Genomic DNA, 17900 nt, shown 5'->3' on the forward strand with positions numbered 1-17900 from the left:
CCCTTGCCCCTATAGCACATGCGGCCGCGCGCGCTCATCGTTCAGCGGTCGAGTGAGCGCCAGACCAGCATGGCGGCGGCAAGATCTTCGAGCGCCGTGCCGACGGACTTGAACAGGGTGATCTCGTCGTCGGCGCCGCGGCCGGGATGCTTGCCGCGGCAGAGATCGAACAGGTCGGCCTTGACGTCGGCCTCGGTGATCACGCCGCGCCGGATCGGGTCGACAATGTCGCCGGCCTCGTGGAGGCCACCGGTGCGGGTGTCGACGAACAGGCTGGCGCGCTGGACCGCCGCATCGTCCGTCTCGCGCATGGACGGGGTGTAGCCGCCGACGAGATCGAGATGCGCTCCCGGTTTCAGCCAGTCGCCGGAAACGACCGGATTGGTCGCAATGGTCGCGCAGGAGACGATATCGGCTTCGCGCACGGCTCCTTCGAGATCGCTCGCAACGGTGAGGGTGACGCCCGGCAGGGTGCCTTTCAGCCCTTCGACGAGGTGAGCCGCGCGTTCGCGCGAGCGATTCCACACCGCGACATGGCGGATCGGCCGAACCGCGGCATGGGCGCGGATGAGATGCGGGGCGAGCGCGCCGGCGCCGACCATCACGTGCCGGACAGCATCCTTGCGGGCAAGCGAGCGCGCGGCGAGGGCGCTGGCGCAGGCGGTGCGCCAGGCGGTCAGCTCGGTGCCGTCGAGCACGGCGAGCGGCGCGCCGGTCTCCCCGCTCGACAGGATGTAGCTGCCGTAGATCGCCGGCAGGTTGCGGGCGCCGTTGCCCGGGTAGACCGAAACGATCTTGGTGCCGACGAACTGCCGCCCGGCACTCGCCGTCCAGGCCGGCATCAGAAGCAGCATGGCCTCGGGCGAGCCGTCGGCCTGCGGAATGCGGTGATGGTGGCGCAGCGGTACGCTGATCTCCGTGCGGAAGGCCTCGCCGAGGGCATCGACCAGCGCGGAATGGGTGAGGAGGCCGGCAATGTCGGCGGCAGAAATGATGCGCATGTCAGCTCACGCGGCCGGGCGGCCGAAGAAGGAAAGGGGACCGCCGTGCGAGACGGGCGGTGTCCCGCCGGCCCGGGCGATCTCCGCGCGCAGGCGTTCGATCTCGGCCCGCGCGGCGGCGAGGTCGGCCTCGGCCTTGCGGGCCAGCCGGCGCTGCGGGCTGTGCTTGAACCAGGAGACGATGCCGCCGATGAGCACGCCGAGCGCGACGGCGGCCAGAACCAGCACGAACAGCGGCACGGTCACGGCCGCAGCCGCCATGTCGCGCGAGAACGGATCGAGCGAAAAAGTGACCGGCGTCCGGTTGGCCACGGCCAGCACCACCACGACGATGGCGACGGGCACCAGGACCAGCCAGTTGACGATGCTCTTGATCATGCCGGACGCCTTTCAGCCGGTTCCACGGCTAAACCCGGTTCAGCCGCTCGCGCATTTCCTTGCCCGTCTTGAAGAAGGGCACGACCTTGTCCTCGACCGCCACATGTGCACCGGTGCGCGGATTGCGACCGACCCGGGCGGCGCGGGCTTTCACCGAAAAAGCCCCGAAGCCGCGCAACTCGACCCGGTCGCCGCGCGCCAGCGCCGACACGATCTCGTCGAGGATCGCATTGACGATGTTCTCGACATCGCGCTGGTAGAGCTGCGGGTTCTGCTCGGCAATTTTCTGCACGAGTTCGGACTTGATCATCGACGATGCGCGCGCAAGGCACGTCCCCGGTTGAATTTCATGAAATGGATCATGGGGTTGGAGGCTGCCAGACGACCAGGAGGCCGTCAAGCGCCGAGCGTTCGATGCCGGCCACGATGGCCGAGGCGCGCAGCCGTTCGCCCAGGTCGCTGAGGCCGACGGCGTCGACCACGGCCGCCGCGACGGCATTGACGAAGGGCAGCGAGCCGCGGCGTGCGGGCCGGTAGGTGCGGATGGCGAGGTCGCGCGATACGCCGCGGTCGGCCAGCCAGCCGCGGGCTTCCGGCTCGCCGCCGATCGTGTCGATCAGCCGCATCTGGCGGGCGCGGACACCGGAAAAGGCCCGTCCGTCGGACGCCAGGCGCAGCTGTTCGTCGTCGAGGCCGCGGCGCTCCTTCACGAGGCGCTGGAACCACTGATAGCTGTCGGTGACGATTTCTCGTAGCGCCGCCAGTGCTTCCGGGCTCGTCGGCTCCAGCCCGCTCGGGGTCGCCTTCAGCGGCGTCGAGCGGACCGCTTCGACCTTTACGCCGACATTCTGCAGCAGCTGTACGACATTGGGAAACTGCACGATGACGCCGATCGAGCCGGTGATCGAGGTCTCGCGGGATACGATGTGATCGGTGGCGATCGCGGCGATATAGCCGCCGGATGCCGCCATGCCGTCGACCACCGCGACGGTCGGCTTCTTGGCGGCAACCTCGCGCAACGCGCGATAGAGCGCCTCGGATCCGGCCACGGTGCCGCCGGGCGAGTCGATGTTCACCACCAGCGCGCGGACATTGTCGTCGCGCCCGATCGCTTCGATCATCCGACGCATCTCGTCGTTCTGGGTGATCAGCCCCTTCACCTCGATGCGGGCGACATGACGGGCGGAAAAATAGCCGGCGCTGCGGGCGCCGAAGAAGCCGACGGCAGCCAGCCCGGCGATCGCAACCAGGCCGGCCGCCACACGCCAGAAGGTCAGCTTGCGGCGCAACTGGCGGCGATCGAGCACGGCGTCGGTGTCGAGCGGCATGGCGGGCTCCGAAGTCTCGTCGAAAGACGTCTCGCTGAAACTTGGGCGTCGCCGCCCGGCTGTCGTTCAGGTAGCCCCGCGGACAGCCCGGCGCAAGCGCAAGCCGCGCCGCACCCGTGCGACAGCTTTGCCACGGGCTTGCCGAAAGCGCCGCCGATCACTGCGGAAAGCGAGGATTTTCCAGGCCTTGCATGAAGTCGGAGACGGCCGCGACGACTTCGGGCGCATAGAGGATGCGGCGATGTCCGAGTCCGTCGACCGGCAGGAAGCGGGTCATCGCGTTTGCCCGTGCCAGGGCTTCGGCATCGCTGAAGGGGATTTCGCGGTCGTCCCGGGCGTGCACGATCAGGATCGGCAGGTCGAGCTTCGCGATGATCCTGGAGACGTTGAGTTCGTCGATCGAACGGCCGCTGCGCTTGGTCAGGACCTGTTCGAATGCCGACTGCGCGGCCTTGCCGAGCCCCGTCAGGGCGCCGAAGCGGCGGGTGATGTCGACGATCGCATCGGGAGCGGAGACGAATGCGAGGCGCTTGACGGCAAGGCCGGCCGTCAGCGGCCGTCGTCCTTCGACCGCGAAGGCGGTGACGGAGCCGCCGAAGGAATAGCCGACCAGGCCGTCGAAGGGGCCGAGCGCCGTCGCGACCGCCTGCAGCGCGCGGGCGCCGTCGAGCGGATCGGTTTCGCGGCCGGTCGAATCGCCGTGGGCGGGCAGGTCGAGCGCCACAACGCGGAAGCCGGCCGCGGTCAGGCCATCGATGAAGGCGCGCATGAAATAGGCCTGGTTCGCCCAGCCATGGACAAGACCGATCGTCTGGCCGCGGTCCAGCGCCGGATCGGGCAGGAAACGATAGGCCTGGACATGGCCGCTGCCATGGCGGATGCGGTGGCTCTCGGCTGCCGCGAAGCGGGCCCGGCCGGCCTCGATCACCTGCGCCTTGCGCGGATTGGGGCCCATGGGATCGAAAGGGCGGCGGAACAGTCCGAGCGCGATCCGCCCGGTGGTGCGCGGCGCGACGGCGCTGCCGAGCTGAAAGCCGGTCCGCATGGCGGTCAGGGCCAGTCGCTTCATGGTGCCTCTTTCCCGGGCCGGGGCGCCGGGCTAGAATTAGTTCATGTCTGAACAAAATAGTTCAACGCTGAACGAAAGGCAAGGTGGTGCCCCGCGGCGCCCCTGGGACGTTCCGGGATTTGCCTCCTGGCTCGCGGTGATCCGGGCGCATCGCGCCTGCGAGGCGGCCATGGCGGGAGCGCTCGAGCCGCTCGGCCTCAGCCTGTCGCAATACGACATTCTCGCCAATCTCGCGCGCCATCCCGGGCTGACGCAAAGCGAACTGGTGGAGCGGCTGCTGGTCGGCAAGAGCGCGGTCAGCATGACCTTGCCCGACCTGGAGCGGCGGGGCTTCGTGCTGCGCGGGAAGGACGCGGCCGATGGTCGCGTCCGGCGCCTGGGATTGACCGAGGCCGGCGCGGCGCTGGCGGAGCGGGCCTTGGCGGCCCATGCCGGCATCCTCGACACGATGATGGCCGGTGGTCCACCGGAAGAGGCCGCACAGGTGGAGGCGGCGATGAGCCGCATCTATCAGACGCTCAAGGCCGCGCGCCGTGGCGGATGAGGCGGACGCTCACTCGTCGCGCCGCACGTCCTTGCGGTTGCCGGTGAGCAGAAGCCAACTGGCCAGCGCGATGCCGACGCCGCAGACGATGGCGGCGGGATAGAGCGCCGCCATGGCGACGATATAGCTCAGCGGCTCGATCTCGTAGTCGAGATCCCATGCATTCGGCCCCGCGGGCCCGATCAGCACCACGCCGTTGTTCCAGGCCGAGCGGAGCTGGATGAACATGAAGATCGCAAGGAAGGCACCGCCGATCAGTCCGACAATGCCGGTCAAGGTCGTTGGGAAACGGCCCGGCCTGCGCCGGTCTTCAGGTCTTGTCATTCATAGCCTCGTGTCCGCACCGTCGGCCAGATGGTGGCCGCCGGCTCAGGGTTCAAGTCATGATGGCAGCGCCAATCATGCCATGAGGTTCAGCCGAGCGCCACGCCGATCTCGTCAAGGATGGCCCGCGCCGATGCCGCAGGGTCGGCGGCGGCGGTGATCGGCCGTCCGACGACGAGACGGTCCGCGCCGCCGGAAATGGCCTCGGCCGGTGTTACCACCCGTTTCTGGTCGCCGGTCGCGGACCCCGCCGGCCGGATGCCCGGCGTGACCAGCTCGATCGTTTCGGGAATCCCCGCGACACGCAGCAGCCGCGTCTCCTGCGCCGAGCAGACGATGCCGTCCATGCCGCAGGCGACCGCCTGCTTGGCGCGGTTGCGCACCAGGGTTTCGACCGTGCCGGCGTAGCCAGCCTCGGCGCAGTCGAGGTCGTTCCAGGAGGTGAGGATGGTCACGGCCAGCAGCTTGAGATGCGAGCCGGCGCGACCGGCCGCCGCCGCCTTCATCGTCTGCGGATAGGCGTGCACGGTGAGATAGTGTGCGCCGGTCCGGGCGATCGATTCCACGCCCTCGCGCACCGTATTGTCGATGTCGTGCAGCTTCAGGTCGAAAAAGATCGTCTTGCCGGCCGCGGCCAGCGCCCGGCCGAAGGCGATGCCGTCGGCATAGCCCAGCCGATAGCCGATCTTGTAGTGGGTGACGGTGTCGCCGAGCCGCTCGACCAGCCGCTCGGCCTCGGCGAGGCCCGGCAGGTCGAGGGCGACGAACAGCCTGGTACGCGGATCCTGGTTGCTGGTCAGTTTCATGAGTAGGCCTTCGCTTTCTCGACCAGCGACTTGCAGCAGGCGATCAGGCTGGCGCGGGCGCGCTCGTCCTTCAGATTGCCGGCCTCGTCGAAGGCCTGGTGCGCGGCGGGTACCGCGCAGGTTTCCGGGATCATGTGGGCGCCGCAGCCGAGCTCCAGCGACTGGCGGGTGGCGATCTGCGAGCGCATCCCCGCATAGCCGCCGGGCGAGGCCGAACCAAGCGCGAAAACGCGGTTGCGGTAGGCCGCCAGCGGCGGTTCACCGGCCTCGCGCACGCGGCTCACCCAGTCGATGGTGTTCTTCAGAAGCGGGGTGACGCCGGCATTGTATTCCGGGCCAGCGATGAAGATGCCCTGGTGGGCGCAGAACAGGCGCTTCAGCTTCAGCGCATTGTCCGGCTGGCCGGAATCGGCCTCCAGGTCGCCGTCATAGATCGGCATCGGATAGTCGGCGAGCGAGATATGCGTGACCTCGGCATCGAGCCGCGCGAGCTCGGCGGCGGCGAGGGCGGCCAGTCGCGCATTGAACGAGCCAGAGCGGATCGATCCGGCAAAGACCAGGATACGGGGCATGGCGACCTCGAAGGGCAGGTGAACTGCGCCTTTCTAGCCGCTGTCGCGCGGGGCCGCTACCGGCTTGCCCGCCGGCGCCTATTCGGCCGGCCCGGGCTTCGGGGCGTGCTTGGCCGCTTCCTGGCTCGCTTCGGCTGCGCGGATCGCCGCCATGCTTTCCTTCAGATGGTCGAGCGAGCGGTTGCCGCTCGTCAGCTCGCGCACGGCAAGCAGCGTCAGGGCCAGCAGGAAGGGGGCGATGAAATAGTAGAGACGGAACAGGATGAACGCGGCGACGACCGATTCCGGTCGGAAACCGAGCGGCGGCAGGGCAATCAGCAGGGTGGCTTCGAAGGCGCCGGCCGCGCCCGGCGCGTGGGTGGCGAAGCCGAGCAGCATCGAGGCGCAGAAGATGACCGCCACGGCCTGGAAGCTCGCTTCCGGCGCATGCGGCATGGCCATGAGCAGGACATAGAGAATGGCGGCGCAGCAGGACAGGTCGACGATGCCGATGACCATCTGCAGGGCCGTCAGCTTGGCATTGGGCAGCTTGATCACCCAGGCGCCGCGGCCGAACTGGCGCGGCTGGCTGACGAAGATGAGCCAGCCGGCGAGCGCGGCGAGGATCCCGAAGCCGACCATCTGCACGGTGCTGCCGCCGATGCCGAAGCCCTGCACGACCGGCGTCACCACCTCCGGCTCCAGCACGAAGCCGAGCCCGAGCACGGTGGCATTGCCGAGCCAGAAGGTGAGGCCGGCAATGAAGCAGATCTTCACGACGTCGGGCGCGGTGATCTTGTAGCGGGAATAGACGAGGTAGCGCACCACGGCGGCGGTGAAGACGGTGGCGCCGAGATTGTGGGCGATCGAATAGCTGGTGAAGGAGCCGATGGCGCAGGCCGGGTAGGGGATGTCGTCGCGCCCGATCGTGCGGGTGGCGAAATAGTCATAGACCGTCAGCGTCAGATAGGCGGCCGCCGTGAACAGGCCGGCGACGATCAGCGTGCTCGGGCCGATCTCGGTGATGGCCGTCAGAACCTTCGACCAGTTGATGTTCTTCAGCTTGTGGAACAGCACGTAGACGGCAACGGCGAGCATGGCCAGGGACACGGCAAGCACGACGCGTTTGAAGCCGATGCGATCGCGGACGAAAGTCACGAGGGTCTGAAACAAGGACGGTTCCGATCAAGTGTTCTGGCGCGAAAAGACCCCTGCGCACCCGCCCTTGGCAAGTACCAGATGTACTGTTTCATCGATATGTCGAGAAATGTCTGGAAACATGAGGGGAACTGCGGATAGCAGCTGACGATACAACCCTTGGATGACACAATCACGGCGGCAAGACGGCCATCGCGCGGTGTTGGGCGGGGGCCGCGCGCCTTTGCCGCAGCCACTGGAAGGGGCCTCGGTCCTGCTCAGACCAGAAACGGATTGCTTGCCTTCTCGCGGCCGAGCGTAGTGGCCGGGCCGTGGCCGGGCAGGACGGCGAAGTCGTCGCCGAGCGGCAGCAGCTTCTCCTTGATGCCCTTGATCAGCAGCGCATGGTCGCCGCCGGGAAGGTCGGTCCGGCCGACCGAGCCCTGGAACACCGTGTCGCCGACGAGGGCAAATTCGGACGGCTGATGCACGAAGACGACATGGCCCGGCGCATGGCCGGGCACATGCAGCACGTCGAAGCTCAGATTGCCGACGGTCACCGTATCGCCCTCGGCGAGCCAGCGGTCGGGAGTGAGGCTGCGCACGCCGTCGATGCCGAACTTCTGCCCTTGCGCCGGCAGGCCTTCCAGCATCGCCTTGTCGCCGATATGCGGGCCTTCGACCGGGATCTTCAGCGTCTCGGCGAGTTCGGCCGCGCCGCCGGCATGATCAATGTGGCCATGGGTGATCAGGATCTTCTCCGGCGTCACCTTCAATTCCTTCGCCGCCGCGATCAGCCGCGGCAGGTCGCCGCCGGGATCGACGATCGCCGCCTTCATCGTTTCCGTGTCCCAGATGATCGAGGCGTTCTGCTCGAATGGCGTGACCGGGACGATGGCGACCTTGAGGTTGGACATGCGGCAGCTCCTGTGGCCGGCCGTGTTTAGCCCGGATCGGCCGCCCCGGCTACGGCCGCGCTGGGCGTTGCCGCAGGAGCCGCCCGAATCGCGGTTTCCTGTCAGGCTATAAAATTATTGCGTCGCAAAATTTTTGTGAATATAAGCCGCCGCCTTGGTCCCGTACCAGATCAAAGCATGCCCCTGCGTCAATGAAGTGATCGCCAGGGTTGAATGACGGGAATGCCGCTGCTTGTGTCAACAAAAAGGCACGCCGGCTTTTACTTGGGAAACAAGAAATCATGATCATTAAAAGCGCGGCTATTCGCCGCCTTTCAACTCGTATGGCTTTTTTTGCAGCAATTGCAGCCTTCGCATCAATCTCCAGTCCAACCAAAGCCAGTGAAGTCTACAGCCAGGACATGTCCTGGGCCGCCATGTTCGCCGCCCGCACGGCGACCGCCCGCCAGCCCGCGGCGGCGGCAGCGCCGGCCATCCGCACCGCGCGGGTCCGCGGCAATGCCGAAACCATCGAAATGACCTCGGGCGTCGCCCGCCGGGTGGCGGAAGTCGCTGCCCGTCATGGGGTGCCGGCGCGCTTCGCCGTGGCGGTTGCGCGCGTCGAGAGCCGCCTGCGTTGCCAGGCCGTCGGCCGCCATGGCGAGCTCGGCCCGCTGCAGATCAAGCCGGCGACCGCACGCGGCCTTGGCTATACCGGACCGATCTCGGCGCTGAATTCCTGCGGCGCCGGCCTCGAATGGGGCATGCGGCACCTGGCGATCGCCTATCAGCGCTGTGGCACGAGCATGGGCGCCGCCGCCCTGCACAACCGCGGCCTTGCCTCGTCCTGCACCCGCACCGCCTATTCCAACGCGGTGGCCCGGGTGATGGCGAGCCTCTGACGGTTGGCGAAGGCCGGGCGCACCGCCGCCCGGTCAGACCGGCGGATCGCGAAAGTCCGCCGGTCGCTTCGCCACCCCGGCGAGCACGGCTTCGATCTGGTTGGCCGAGCCGATCAGCGCGCTCTGCTCGTCGGACTCGGCCTGCAGCACGGCAGCCAAGCCGGCATCGTCCGACAGGTTCAGGAGTCGCTTGGCGGCCCTGACCGCATCGGGGCTTCGTCCGGCGATCTCGCGCGCCGTCGCGAGCGCGGCGGCATGCGGGTCGTCATGGACGGCGGTGGCGAAACCGAGGGCCAAGGCCTCGGTCCCCGAAAAGATCCGCCCCGTGAGGGTCAGTTCGCGCACCACGTCGGCGCGGGCGAGTTGGCGCATCAGCGCCATTCCGGCCATGTCCGGCACCAGACCCCACTTGACCTCCAGGACCGACAGGCGGGCATCCGGCGCGACATAGCGCAGGTCCGCGCCGAGCGCGATCTGCAGGCCGCCGCCGAGGGCGACGCCGTGCACCGCGGCGATCACCGGCACGGGCAGCGAACGCCAGACGAGAACCGCGTGCTGGGCATGGTTGGCCGGCCCGTGGCTGCGTGCCTTGAGGTCGCCCAGCACGCCGCCGCCCGAGGCCATCGACTGGAACAGGCTCATGTCGAGCCCGGCGCAGAACCCTTTGCCTTCTCCCGAGAGCACCACGGCCCTGAGGCCTGGCTGGCGCGTCAGCGCCTCGCCGGCAGCGACCAGCGCATCGAACATGCCGGCATCGAGCGCATTCAGCTTGTCGGGCCGGGCGAGCCGGACGTCGGCGACGCCGTCGGCCAGCGCGACATGCACGCGCTCGTTGAAGGTCTGGCTGAGTTCAGCGGCCATCGGTCTCCTCCCTGGCAGGGGGCGATCATCGGCGCATCGCCAGCGCCGTGCCAGTGGGCCGATCGGCGGGCAGGCGCGCCAAAAAAAGACCCCGCGCGGATCGCTCCGCGCGGGGCCTGGTGATGGCGGCTGGGCTGGGCCCGTCCGGATTACTTCTTTTCGCCGCGGGCCTTGAGGGCGGCGCCCAGGATGTCGCCGAGCGAGGCGCCCGAGTCGGCCGAGCCGTACTGGGCCATGGCTTCCTTCTCCTCGGCCACTTCCAGCGCCTTGATCGACACCTGGACCTTGCGGGCCTTGCGGTCGAACATGACGACGCGGGCATCGACCTTCTCGCCGGGGGCGAAGCGCTCGGGACGCTGGTCGGCGCGGTCGCGGGCGAGCTCCGACCGCTTCACGAAGGTCGAGAGATCGGTGCCGGTCAGCTTCACGTCGATGCCGCCTTCCTTCACGTCGATCACTTCGCAGGTGACGATCTGGCCCTTGCGCAGCTCGCCGGCGTCAGCGAACGGATCGCCGCCGACCTGCTTCAGGCCGAGCGAGATGCGCTCCTTCTCCACGTCGACGTCGAGGACCTGGGCGCGGATCACGTCGCCCTTCTTGAATTCCTCGATCACCTGCTCGCCCGGACGGTTCCAGTCGAGGTCGGAGAGGTGGACCATGCCGTCCACGTCCCCTTCCAGGCCGAGGAACAGGCCGAACTCGGTCTTGTTCTTGACCTCGCCCTCGACGACAGAGCCGATCGGGAACTTCTCCACGAAGGCTTCCCACGGATTCTGCAGGGTCTGCTTGAGGCCCAGCGAGATGCGCCGCTTGGAGGAATCGACCTCCAGGATCGACACTTCCACTTCCTGCGAGGTGGAGACGATCTTGCCCGGATGGACGTTCTTCTTGGTCCAGCTCATCTCGGAGACGTGGATGAGGCCCTCGATGCCCGGCTCCAGCTCCACGAAGGCGCCGTAGTCGGTGATGTTGGTGACCCGGCCCTTGAACTTGGCGTTGATCGGGTACTTGGCCTCGATGCCCTGCCACGGATCGTCGAGCAGCTGCTTCATGCCCAGCGAGATGCGGTGCGTCTCGTGATTGATCTTGACGATCTTGACCTTGACGGTCTGGCCGATCGCAAGAACCTCCGAGGGATGGTTGACGCGGCGCCAGGCAATGTCGGTGACGTGCAGCAGGCCGTCGATGCCGCCGAGGTCGACGAACGCACCGTAGTCGGTGATGTTCTTGACCACGCCGTCGATGATCTGGCCCTCTTCGAGGTTCTGCACGAGCTCGTGACGCTGCTCGGCGCGGGTTTCCTCGAGCACGGTGCGGCGCGACACGACGATATTGCCGCGGCGGCGGTCCATCTTCAGGATCTGGAACGGCTGCGGCGAATTCATCAGCGGGCCGACGTCGCGGATCGGACGGATGTCGACCTGGCTGCGCGGCAGGAAGGCCACGGCGCCGTCGAGATCGACGGTGTAGCCACCCTTGACCGTGTTGAAGATCGTGCCGGTGACCTTCTCATTGGCCGTGAAGGCCTTTTCCAGCTTGACCCAGCTTTCCTCGCGGCGCGCCTTGTCGCGCGAGATGACGGCTTCGCCGAGCGCATTCTCGACGCGCTCCAGATAGACCTCGACGACGTCGCCGACCTTGATCTCGCCTTCGCGGCCCGGGCCGGTGAATTCCTTCAGCGCGACGCGGCCTTCGGTCTTCAGGCCGACATCGATGATGGCGAGATCCTTTTCGATCCCGACCACGGTTCCCTTGACGACGGAACCTTCGTTCATTTCGGTCTTGCCGAAGCTTTCGGCGAGCAGCGCGGCGAAATCGTCGCGCGTGGGGTTCATGCTGGTGGCGCTTGCCATACGTGTCTGTCCTCGAGCCCGTTGTTGCGCCGGGTTGAAAAAAGCCGTCGGTTCCGTCCGGGTCGGACGAGGGGCTGACATCGCGTCCGACACTGGCCGCAATCGGCTCAGTGGGCGCAGCCCGTACGGATGACGGTGGTGAGATATCGGTTCGCGGGCCGCGGCCGGTGCCGGAACGTGCTCCGTCCTGAGGCGGCAGCCCGTCGGGGGCCACGGCGTGGACGCTGAACAAACAAACCCTGGAAAGGCCTGTCCCGGAACGGCTGGCCGCCCGGCACACCGGCGGGCTCGGCCGGAAGCCGACCCGCAGATGACCGGGGCAATACATGAAAACCCATGTGGGGACAAGCAAAACCGCCCGCAAGGGCGGCGCGGCGCCGTTCAGCGCATTTTACGGTCGAACAGGAAACGTCCGGAGCGCTTCAATTCGAGCACGAGCGCGACGAACTGGCTGGACGACAGGATCTCCTCGCGGCCGTTCGGATAGGTGACGAAGAAACGCGAGCGGTCGGCATACATCGTCACGCGCGCCTCGAGCTTCGGTTCCACCCGGCTGCCCTTGTCGGGGCGGGTGAGGAACACGCCCCACGGCTGCCGCGGCTGGTCCGGTCCGGCCTCGACAAGATCGAGCTCCAGAGGGGTGGCGCTGTCTTGCATCGTGGTCATGCCGTCTCCGGGGCGAAGTCGACCGTCAGGCGAGAACCGTGTCGCCGGGACTCCGCCGAGCCTCGAATCGTCACGCCGCCGCACCGGCTCTAGAGGGGCGCGCCGGCCGGCGCAACAGCGGCGCCGAAGCGCCGGGCGAATGTCGCAGGTCTTGTCCGCAGGCCGCGGCGGGCAATGGTAAAGCGGCGGTTACGGCCGCATGGGCCGCGCCGCTTCAGCTCGCCGCGCGCGGCGAGGCGTTGAGCTGGCCGACGACACGCTCGATGGTCGCGGCGGCCTCGTCCAGCGCCCTGGCGATGGAGGTTTCGCGTGCCTCCGCGCGCGCCTGCAGCTGCCCACGGCTTTCGCGCAGCTCGGTGAGCTCGGCTTCCGCGCTCTCCAGTCGCCGGCGCATGTCGACGACCTCGTCGGCGGTCATGATGGCGGCCATGACGGTGAGGCGGGTATCGCCGATCTCTCCGAAGGCCCCCTTCAGCTGCTCGACCTTGGCATTCACCTCGGCTGCGAGGTTGTGCAGATGGTCCTCCTGGCCGTCGTCGCAGGCCATGCGGAACTGGCGGCCGTTGATGGTCACGTTGACATGAGCCATGGGCTTAAGGTCCAAACGCAATGGAGCGGGGCGCCCGCCATGATGGGGCCGGTTCTGGTCTCCGCGGTGCCGGCCGGAGCGCGTGCCGCGCCGGCGACGCGCCGGCCGCTCCGCCGCCATTCGTCCCGCTCACCGGCCGTGCCGATCCGACTGGTCTCATGCCAAAGCCTCGTAGCCCGCTTGCCGCGTCTAAAGCTGGTGGGTCGCAAGGACCGAACGGATCGCATCCATCGTCTGGTCGAGACGCGCGGCGACGTCCCGGTTGGCGGCTTCGAGGGCGGCGATCCGCTCGGCCGATTGATCGAGCTCTTCGGCGAGCCGCGTTCTGTCGGCCTGTGCCGCGTTGAGCTGCAGGGTGAGAGCATCGGGGCTGAGATCGCCTTCGATCCGCCGTGCCACCGCCGTCTCCAGCGCGGCGAGCGCTGACTTCAGGCGGTGAGCCGCCGCCTCGAGGCGCGAAGGGTCGGCCGTGGATGACAAACGCGAACCTGCCGTGCGATGTGCCCGTGAGCGACGGTGACGACGCCCGTGAATGTGCTGCCCGACCCTACGCGAGGGGGTCAAACAGCGTCAACGGTCGATGACCGGAACCCGCGCAACTCCGCCATATCGCTTGTCTTCCGGATTGTCCGGCCGGGCCGGCGCGGGCCTTGTCCGTCCGCTGCCGTTGCGGCCGCTGCCGCGAATCGCCCTGCCTGCGGCGCCTCGCCGCGATGCGTTCTGCGCCATGGCGATGTCGTCCATTCCCCGCTAGAACACCTGTCTCATCTTGCAATCGATTGAGGAGAATATCGGTGCGGCTTGCGACCATCGAAGTCAAAGGCGAGCGGCGTGTCGCCATTTTGAGCGAGGACGGCGCGTCTGTCCGGCCGCTCGCGAGCGGCGCGGCGCCCTCCATGCTGGCCGCCATTACCGCTTGGGCCAAGCTCAGTGCCGGCATCGAGGCGCATCTGGAGGCCCCGGTGGCGCGCGAGACGGTGCGTCTGCTGGCGCCCATCCCGCGCCCGGGCCGCAATATCTTCTGCGTCGGCAAGAACTATCACGAGCACGCCAAGGAATTCGCCCGCAGCGGCTTCGACTCGACGGCCAAGGAAATCGTGCCCGAGGCGCCGGTGGTGTTTTCGAAGCCGCCCAGTGCGGTCATCGGGCCCGGCGAGACCATTCTCGGGTCGCTCGATCCGACCGCTTCGGTCGACTACGAAGGCGAGCTCGCGGTCGTCATCGGCACCGGCGGCCGGCGCATCGCCAAGGCCGAGGCGATGAAGCATGTCTTCGGCTATACGATCGTCAACGACGTCACCGCGCGGACGCTGCAGCAGAAGCACCGGCAGTGGCTGATCGGCAAGGGCATCGACACGTTCTGCCCGATGGGCCCGGCGATCCTGACCGCCGACGCGGTTGCGGATCCCGCCCGCATGACGCTGAAGACCTGGGTCAACGGCGAGCTGCGCCAGGACGCGCTGGTGGCCGACCTCATCTTCGACATTCCAACGCTGATCGAGACGATCTCGTCCGTGATCGCGCTCGAGCCCGGCGACGTGATCGCCACCGGCACGCCGGTCGGCGTCGGCATCGGCTTCTCGCCGCCGAAATATCTCGCCGCCGGCGACGTGGTCGCCATCGAGATCGCCGGCATCGGCCGGCTGGAGAACCCGGTGGCCTGAGGCCGCCGGATCGCGTCAACGGGTTGGGGGACCTGATGGATCGTCGTCACGTCATGGCCGGCTTGGCCGGTTTTCCGCTGTTTGCCAGGGCCGGAGCGGCCCGTGCGCAGGCCGACTGGCCATCGCAGACCGTCCGCATGGTCGTGCCGTTTCCGCCGGGCGGGCAGGGCGATCTGGCCGCCCGCCCGGTCGCCCAGTCGCTCGAGCGCATCCTCGGCCGGCCGGTTGTCGTCGACAACCGGGGCGGGGCCGGCGGAGCAATCGGCAATACGGCGGTGGTGCGCGCGCAGCCCGACGGTCACACCTTGCTGATGACCTTGTCGTCGCTGGCGGTCTTGCCCGAGGCGGATCGGCTGATGGGCCGGCCGGTGCAGTATGAGGTGGATCAGCTCGTGCCGGTCGCCCGGGTGCTGGCCGATCCGACCGTGCTGGCGGTCCATGCCAAGGCGCCCTGGCGCGATGTCGCCGAACTGGTCGCCGATGCCAAGGCGCGTCCGGGCCTGATCCCCTATGGATCGTCGGGGCCCTATGGCACGCTGCATGTCTCGATGGAAATGTTTACCACCAATGCCGGCATCCGGCTGAACCACATTCCCTATCGCGGCGCGGGACCAGCCCTGACCGACCTGATCTCCGGCAACATCCATGCGCTGGCCTCGGCGCCCGGCGTGCTGAAGCCGCAGGTCGAGGCCGGCACGGTGCGCGTGCTCGCCAATTTCGGCGCCGAGCGGGTGCCAAGCTTCCCGGATACGCCGACCTTCAGGGAACTCGGTTATGCCGATGTCGAGTTCTATATCTGGGCCGGCCTGTTCGCGCCGGCCGGCGTGCCGTCGGAGGTGCTCGCGCGGCTGCGCGAGGCGATGCGCCAGACGATGGCCGATCCCGCTGTCCGGGCCGTGTTCGACAAGGCCGGCAGTCCGCCCGCCTATCTCGACGCGCCGGACTTTGCCCGGTTCGTCGCCGCCGATTCGGCGCGGCTGATCGCGGCTGTGAAGAAAATCGGCCGCGTGGAGGGTGGTTGAACGGCTTTTTGCGGCCATTCGGTCCAGCAAGCAGCCGAATGCGCCGAAACGCGTGGCACTGTCCTGACGCAGGGCATTGACTCAAGGCGCTCCGCTGCTAGGACACGCGCCTGCACCCGAAATGGTGATCTTTCGGGGCCTTTTTCAACCGGCCGCGCGTCCGTTGGGTCAAAATCGTCGGGCGCGGGGCGAGGAGCCGTGATCCAATGCCGTCTGAAATCGCCTCGCGAGACAAACTCCGGCACATGGCCAATGCGATCCGCGCCTTGGCCATGGATGCCGTCGAGCAAGCCAAGTCGGGCCATCCCGGCATGCCCATGGGCACGGCCGACATCGCGACGGTGCTGTTCAGCCGGTTCCTGAAATTCGACGCCGCCGAGCCCGGCTGGGCCGACCGCGACCGCTTCGTGCTTTCGGCCGGCCACGGCTCGATGCTGATCTATGCGCTGCTCTACCTGATCGGCGCGCCGGAAATGACCCTCGACGAGATCAAGCGGTTCCGCCAGCTCGGCTCGAAGACGCCGGGGCATCCGGAGAATTTCGTCACCCGCGGCGTCGAAACCACCACGGGCCCGCTTGGCCAGGGCATCGCGACCTCGGTCGGCATGGCGCTTGCCGAGAAGATGCTGGCCGCCGAATTCGGCAAGAAGGCCGTCGACCACTATACCTATGTGATCGCTTCCGACGGCGACCTCATGGAAGGCGTGTCGCAGGAAGCGATCGCCATGGCCGGGCACTGGAAGCTGAACAAGCTGATCGTGCTGTTCGACGACAACGACATTTCCATCGACGGCCCGCTGTCGATCGCCGACAGCGTCGACCAGGTGAAACGGTTCCAGGCCGCCGGCTGGCGTGCCGAACGCATCGACGGCCACGATCCGGACGCCATCGCCGCGGCGATCGAGCGCGCCAGGAAGTCGAGCAAGCCGACGCTGATCGCCTGCAAGACGGTCATCGGCTATGGCGCGCCGAAGAAGGCCGGCACCTCCAAGGCCCATGGCGAGCCGCTGGGGGCCGACGAGTTGAAGGCGGCCAAGGAAAAGCTCGGCATCGGCCCCGAGCCGTTCAACGTTCCCGCCGACATCCTCGCCGCCTGGCGCGAGGTGGGGCGTCGCGGCGTCGCGGCCCGCAAGGAATGGGAAGCGCGGATCGCGGCGCTGCCGGCCAAGAAGCGTTCCGAGCTCGAACGTCGCCTCCGCGGCGAGCGGCCGGCCAAGCTGGCCAAGGCGCTGGCCGCCCACAAGAAGGCGCTGATCGCCCAGCCGCAGAACATCGCCACGCGCAAATCGTCCGAGCTCGCGATCGAGGCGATCGTCCCGGCCATGCCGGAATTCCTGGCCGGTTCGGCCGACCTCACCGGCTCCAACAACACCAAGGCCAAATCGGCCGTGGCCTTTTCGGCCAAGACCCCCAAGGGCCGCTACATCCATTACGGCATTCGCGAGCACGGCATGGCCGCCGCCATGAACGGCATCGCGCTGCATGGGGGCTTCGCACCGAACGGGGCGACCTTCCTGGTGTTCACCGACTATGCGCGGCCCGCCATGAGGCTCGCCGCGCTCATGGGCACCGGCGTCGTCTACGTCATGACCCATGATTCCATCGGCCTCGGCGAGGACGGCCCGACCCACCAGCCGGTCGAGCATCTCGCCGCGCTCAGGGCCATCCCCAACATGCGGGTGTTCCGTCCCGCCGACGCTGTCGAAGTGGCCGAGTGCTGGGAGCTCGCCTTGAACCGCACGGACGGCCCGACCGTTCTGGCGCTGACCCGCCAGAACCTGCCGCAGCTGCGCACCGAGGTGAAGACGAATCGCAGTGCCGAGGGTGCCTACGAACTGTTCGGCGCCGAAGGCGGCAAGGCCCAGGTGACGCTGTTCGCGACCGGCTCCGAGGTCGAGATCGCTGTCGGCGCCCGCAAGCTGCTGGCCGAAAAGGGAGTGCGCGCGCGTGTCGTCTCGGTGCCCTCGCTCGATCTGTTCATGAGCCTTCCGGCCGAGGCGCGCGCCAAGGTCGTCGGCGACGCGCCGGTCAAGATTGCGATCGAAGCGGCGGTCCGCCAGGGCTGGGACGCGCTGATCGGCCCCGACGGCATCTTCGTCGGCATGACCGGGTTCGGCGCCTCGGCGCCGTACAAGGAACTCTACCGGCATTTCGGCATTACCGCTGAGGCGGTGGCCGAGGCGGCGCTGGCGCGGGTCGGCTGAGCCGCGCCAGATTCATCCGTTCGGGGGGCCGAAAGCCCTCGGGAAGTCACAATCGGGCATCAGGTCCGGTGCGGATTGAGGAATTGAGGCGGACGCGTTCGCTGC

General features: G+C 67.9%; 20 protein-coding genes. 5 read left to right on the plus strand and 15 right to left on the minus strand.

Annotation, left to right across the window (positions count from 1 at the left end):
- Positions 1-41 precede the first annotated feature (41 nt).
- The 5 genes from OZ671_RS10415 to OZ671_RS10435 all read right to left on the minus strand — a co-directional run bounded on the left by OZ671_RS10415 (position 42) and on the right by OZ671_RS10435 (position 3776).
- Positions 42-1001 carry an ornithine cyclodeaminase family protein gene (locus tag OZ671_RS10415; RefSeq protein WP_268860697.1) on the minus strand — a complete coding sequence of 320 codons (960 nt, stop codon included), beginning with the start codon at positions 999-1001 and terminating at the stop codon, positions 42-44.
- Positions 1002-1007: 6 nt separating this feature from the next.
- Entirely contained in the window at positions 1008-1379 is a 372-nt protein-coding gene (locus OZ671_RS10420) for a LapA family protein (protein ID WP_268860698.1), read from the minus strand.
- A 28-nt stretch (positions 1380-1407) separates the two neighbouring features.
- Complete coding sequence (gene ihfB, locus OZ671_RS10425; protein WP_038310099.1) at positions 1408-1689, minus strand: integration host factor subunit beta; 282 nt, start codon at positions 1687-1689, stop codon at positions 1408-1410.
- 49 nt (positions 1690-1738) lie between these two features.
- Entirely contained in the window at positions 1739-2707 is a 969-nt protein-coding gene (gene sppA, locus OZ671_RS10430) for a signal peptide peptidase SppA (protein ID WP_268860699.1), read from the minus strand.
- Between the two features lie 157 nt (positions 2708-2864).
- Entirely contained in the window at positions 2865-3776 is a 912-nt protein-coding gene (locus OZ671_RS10435) for an alpha/beta fold hydrolase (protein ID WP_268860700.1), read from the minus strand.
- A 43-nt stretch (positions 3777-3819) separates the two neighbouring features.
- On the opposite strand from OZ671_RS10435, the gene OZ671_RS10440 reads away from it, so the two are divergent.
- Positions 3820-4320, plus strand: a complete 501-nt coding sequence (locus tag OZ671_RS10440; protein WP_268860701.1) for a MarR family winged helix-turn-helix transcriptional regulator — start codon at positions 3820-3822, stop codon at positions 4318-4320.
- A 9-nt stretch (positions 4321-4329) separates the two neighbouring features.
- Here OZ671_RS10440 and OZ671_RS10445 read toward each other — a convergent pair whose 3' ends face one another.
- From OZ671_RS10445 to OZ671_RS10465, 5 genes are all read right to left on the minus strand, one after another.
- Positions 4330-4644 (minus strand): hypothetical protein, encoded by a 315-nt coding sequence (locus OZ671_RS10445; RefSeq protein WP_268860702.1) that lies wholly within the window; start codon positions 4642-4644, stop codon positions 4330-4332.
- A gap of 89 nt (positions 4645-4733) precedes the next feature.
- A complete protein-coding gene (pyrF, locus tag OZ671_RS10450; RefSeq protein ID WP_442957070.1) occupies positions 4734-5444 on the minus strand; it encodes an orotidine-5'-phosphate decarboxylase in 711 nt (236 codons plus the stop codon).
- Between the two features lie 2 nt (positions 5445-5446).
- Complete coding sequence (locus OZ671_RS10455; RefSeq protein ID WP_268860704.1) at positions 5447-6022, minus strand: NADPH-dependent FMN reductase; 576 nt, start codon at positions 6020-6022, stop codon at positions 5447-5449.
- Between the two features lie 78 nt (positions 6023-6100).
- A complete protein-coding gene (locus OZ671_RS10460) occupies positions 6101-7174 on the minus strand; it encodes a lysylphosphatidylglycerol synthase transmembrane domain-containing protein (RefSeq protein ID WP_038310105.1) in 1074 nt (357 codons plus the stop codon).
- Between the two features lie 242 nt (positions 7175-7416).
- Entirely contained in the window at positions 7417-8055 is a 639-nt protein-coding gene (locus OZ671_RS10465) for an MBL fold metallo-hydrolase (protein WP_268860705.1), read from the minus strand.
- A 209-nt stretch (positions 8056-8264) separates the two neighbouring features.
- On the opposite strand from OZ671_RS10465, the gene OZ671_RS10470 reads away from it, so the two are divergent.
- Positions 8265-8936, plus strand: a complete 672-nt coding sequence (locus tag OZ671_RS10470; RefSeq protein ID WP_268860706.1) for a transglycosylase SLT domain-containing protein — start codon at positions 8265-8267, stop codon at positions 8934-8936.
- Between the two features lie 33 nt (positions 8937-8969).
- Here OZ671_RS10470 and OZ671_RS10475 read toward each other — a convergent pair whose 3' ends face one another.
- The 5 genes from OZ671_RS10475 to OZ671_RS10495 form a co-directional block, all read right to left on the minus strand.
- On the minus strand, positions 8970-9797 hold the full coding sequence (locus OZ671_RS10475; protein ID WP_268860707.1) for a crotonase/enoyl-CoA hydratase family protein: 828 nt from the start codon (positions 9795-9797) through the stop codon (positions 8970-8972).
- Positions 9798-9946: 149 nt separating this feature from the next.
- Positions 9947-11650: a 30S ribosomal protein S1 gene (gene rpsA, locus OZ671_RS10480; protein ID WP_268860708.1), complete on the minus strand. Its 1704-nt coding sequence runs from the start codon at positions 11648-11650 to the stop codon at positions 9947-9949.
- Between the two features lie 381 nt (positions 11651-12031).
- Positions 12032-12316 carry a hypothetical protein gene (locus OZ671_RS10485; RefSeq protein WP_268860709.1) on the minus strand — a complete coding sequence of 95 codons (285 nt, stop codon included), beginning with the start codon at positions 12314-12316 and terminating at the stop codon, positions 12032-12034.
- 214 nt (positions 12317-12530) lie between these two features.
- A complete protein-coding gene (locus OZ671_RS10490) occupies positions 12531-12905 on the minus strand; it encodes a cell division protein ZapA (protein WP_268860710.1) in 375 nt (124 codons plus the stop codon).
- A gap of 189 nt (positions 12906-13094) precedes the next feature.
- Positions 13095-13385 (minus strand): DUF4164 family protein, encoded by a 291-nt coding sequence (locus tag OZ671_RS10495; RefSeq protein WP_038310118.1) that lies wholly within the window; start codon positions 13383-13385, stop codon positions 13095-13097.
- A gap of 314 nt (positions 13386-13699) precedes the next feature.
- On the opposite strand from OZ671_RS10495, the gene OZ671_RS10500 reads away from it, so the two are divergent.
- The 3 genes from OZ671_RS10500 to tkt all read left to right on the plus strand — a co-directional run bounded on the left by OZ671_RS10500 (position 13700) and on the right by tkt (position 17795).
- Positions 13700-14569: a fumarylacetoacetate hydrolase family protein gene (locus tag OZ671_RS10500; RefSeq protein WP_268860711.1), complete on the plus strand. Its 870-nt coding sequence runs from the start codon at positions 13700-13702 to the stop codon at positions 14567-14569.
- A 35-nt stretch (positions 14570-14604) separates the two neighbouring features.
- On the plus strand, positions 14605-15591 hold the full coding sequence (locus OZ671_RS10505; RefSeq protein ID WP_268860712.1) for a tripartite tricarboxylate transporter substrate binding protein: 987 nt from the start codon (positions 14605-14607) through the stop codon (positions 15589-15591).
- Between the two features lie 206 nt (positions 15592-15797).
- Complete coding sequence (gene tkt / locus OZ671_RS10510) at positions 15798-17795, plus strand: transketolase (protein WP_268860713.1); 1998 nt, start codon at positions 15798-15800, stop codon at positions 17793-17795.
- Positions 17796-17900: the final 105 nt, after the last annotated feature.

Source organism: Phreatobacter sp. AB_2022a (genome assembly GCF_026847585.1).
GTDB lineage: Bacteria > Pseudomonadota > Alphaproteobacteria > Rhizobiales > Phreatobacteraceae > Phreatobacter.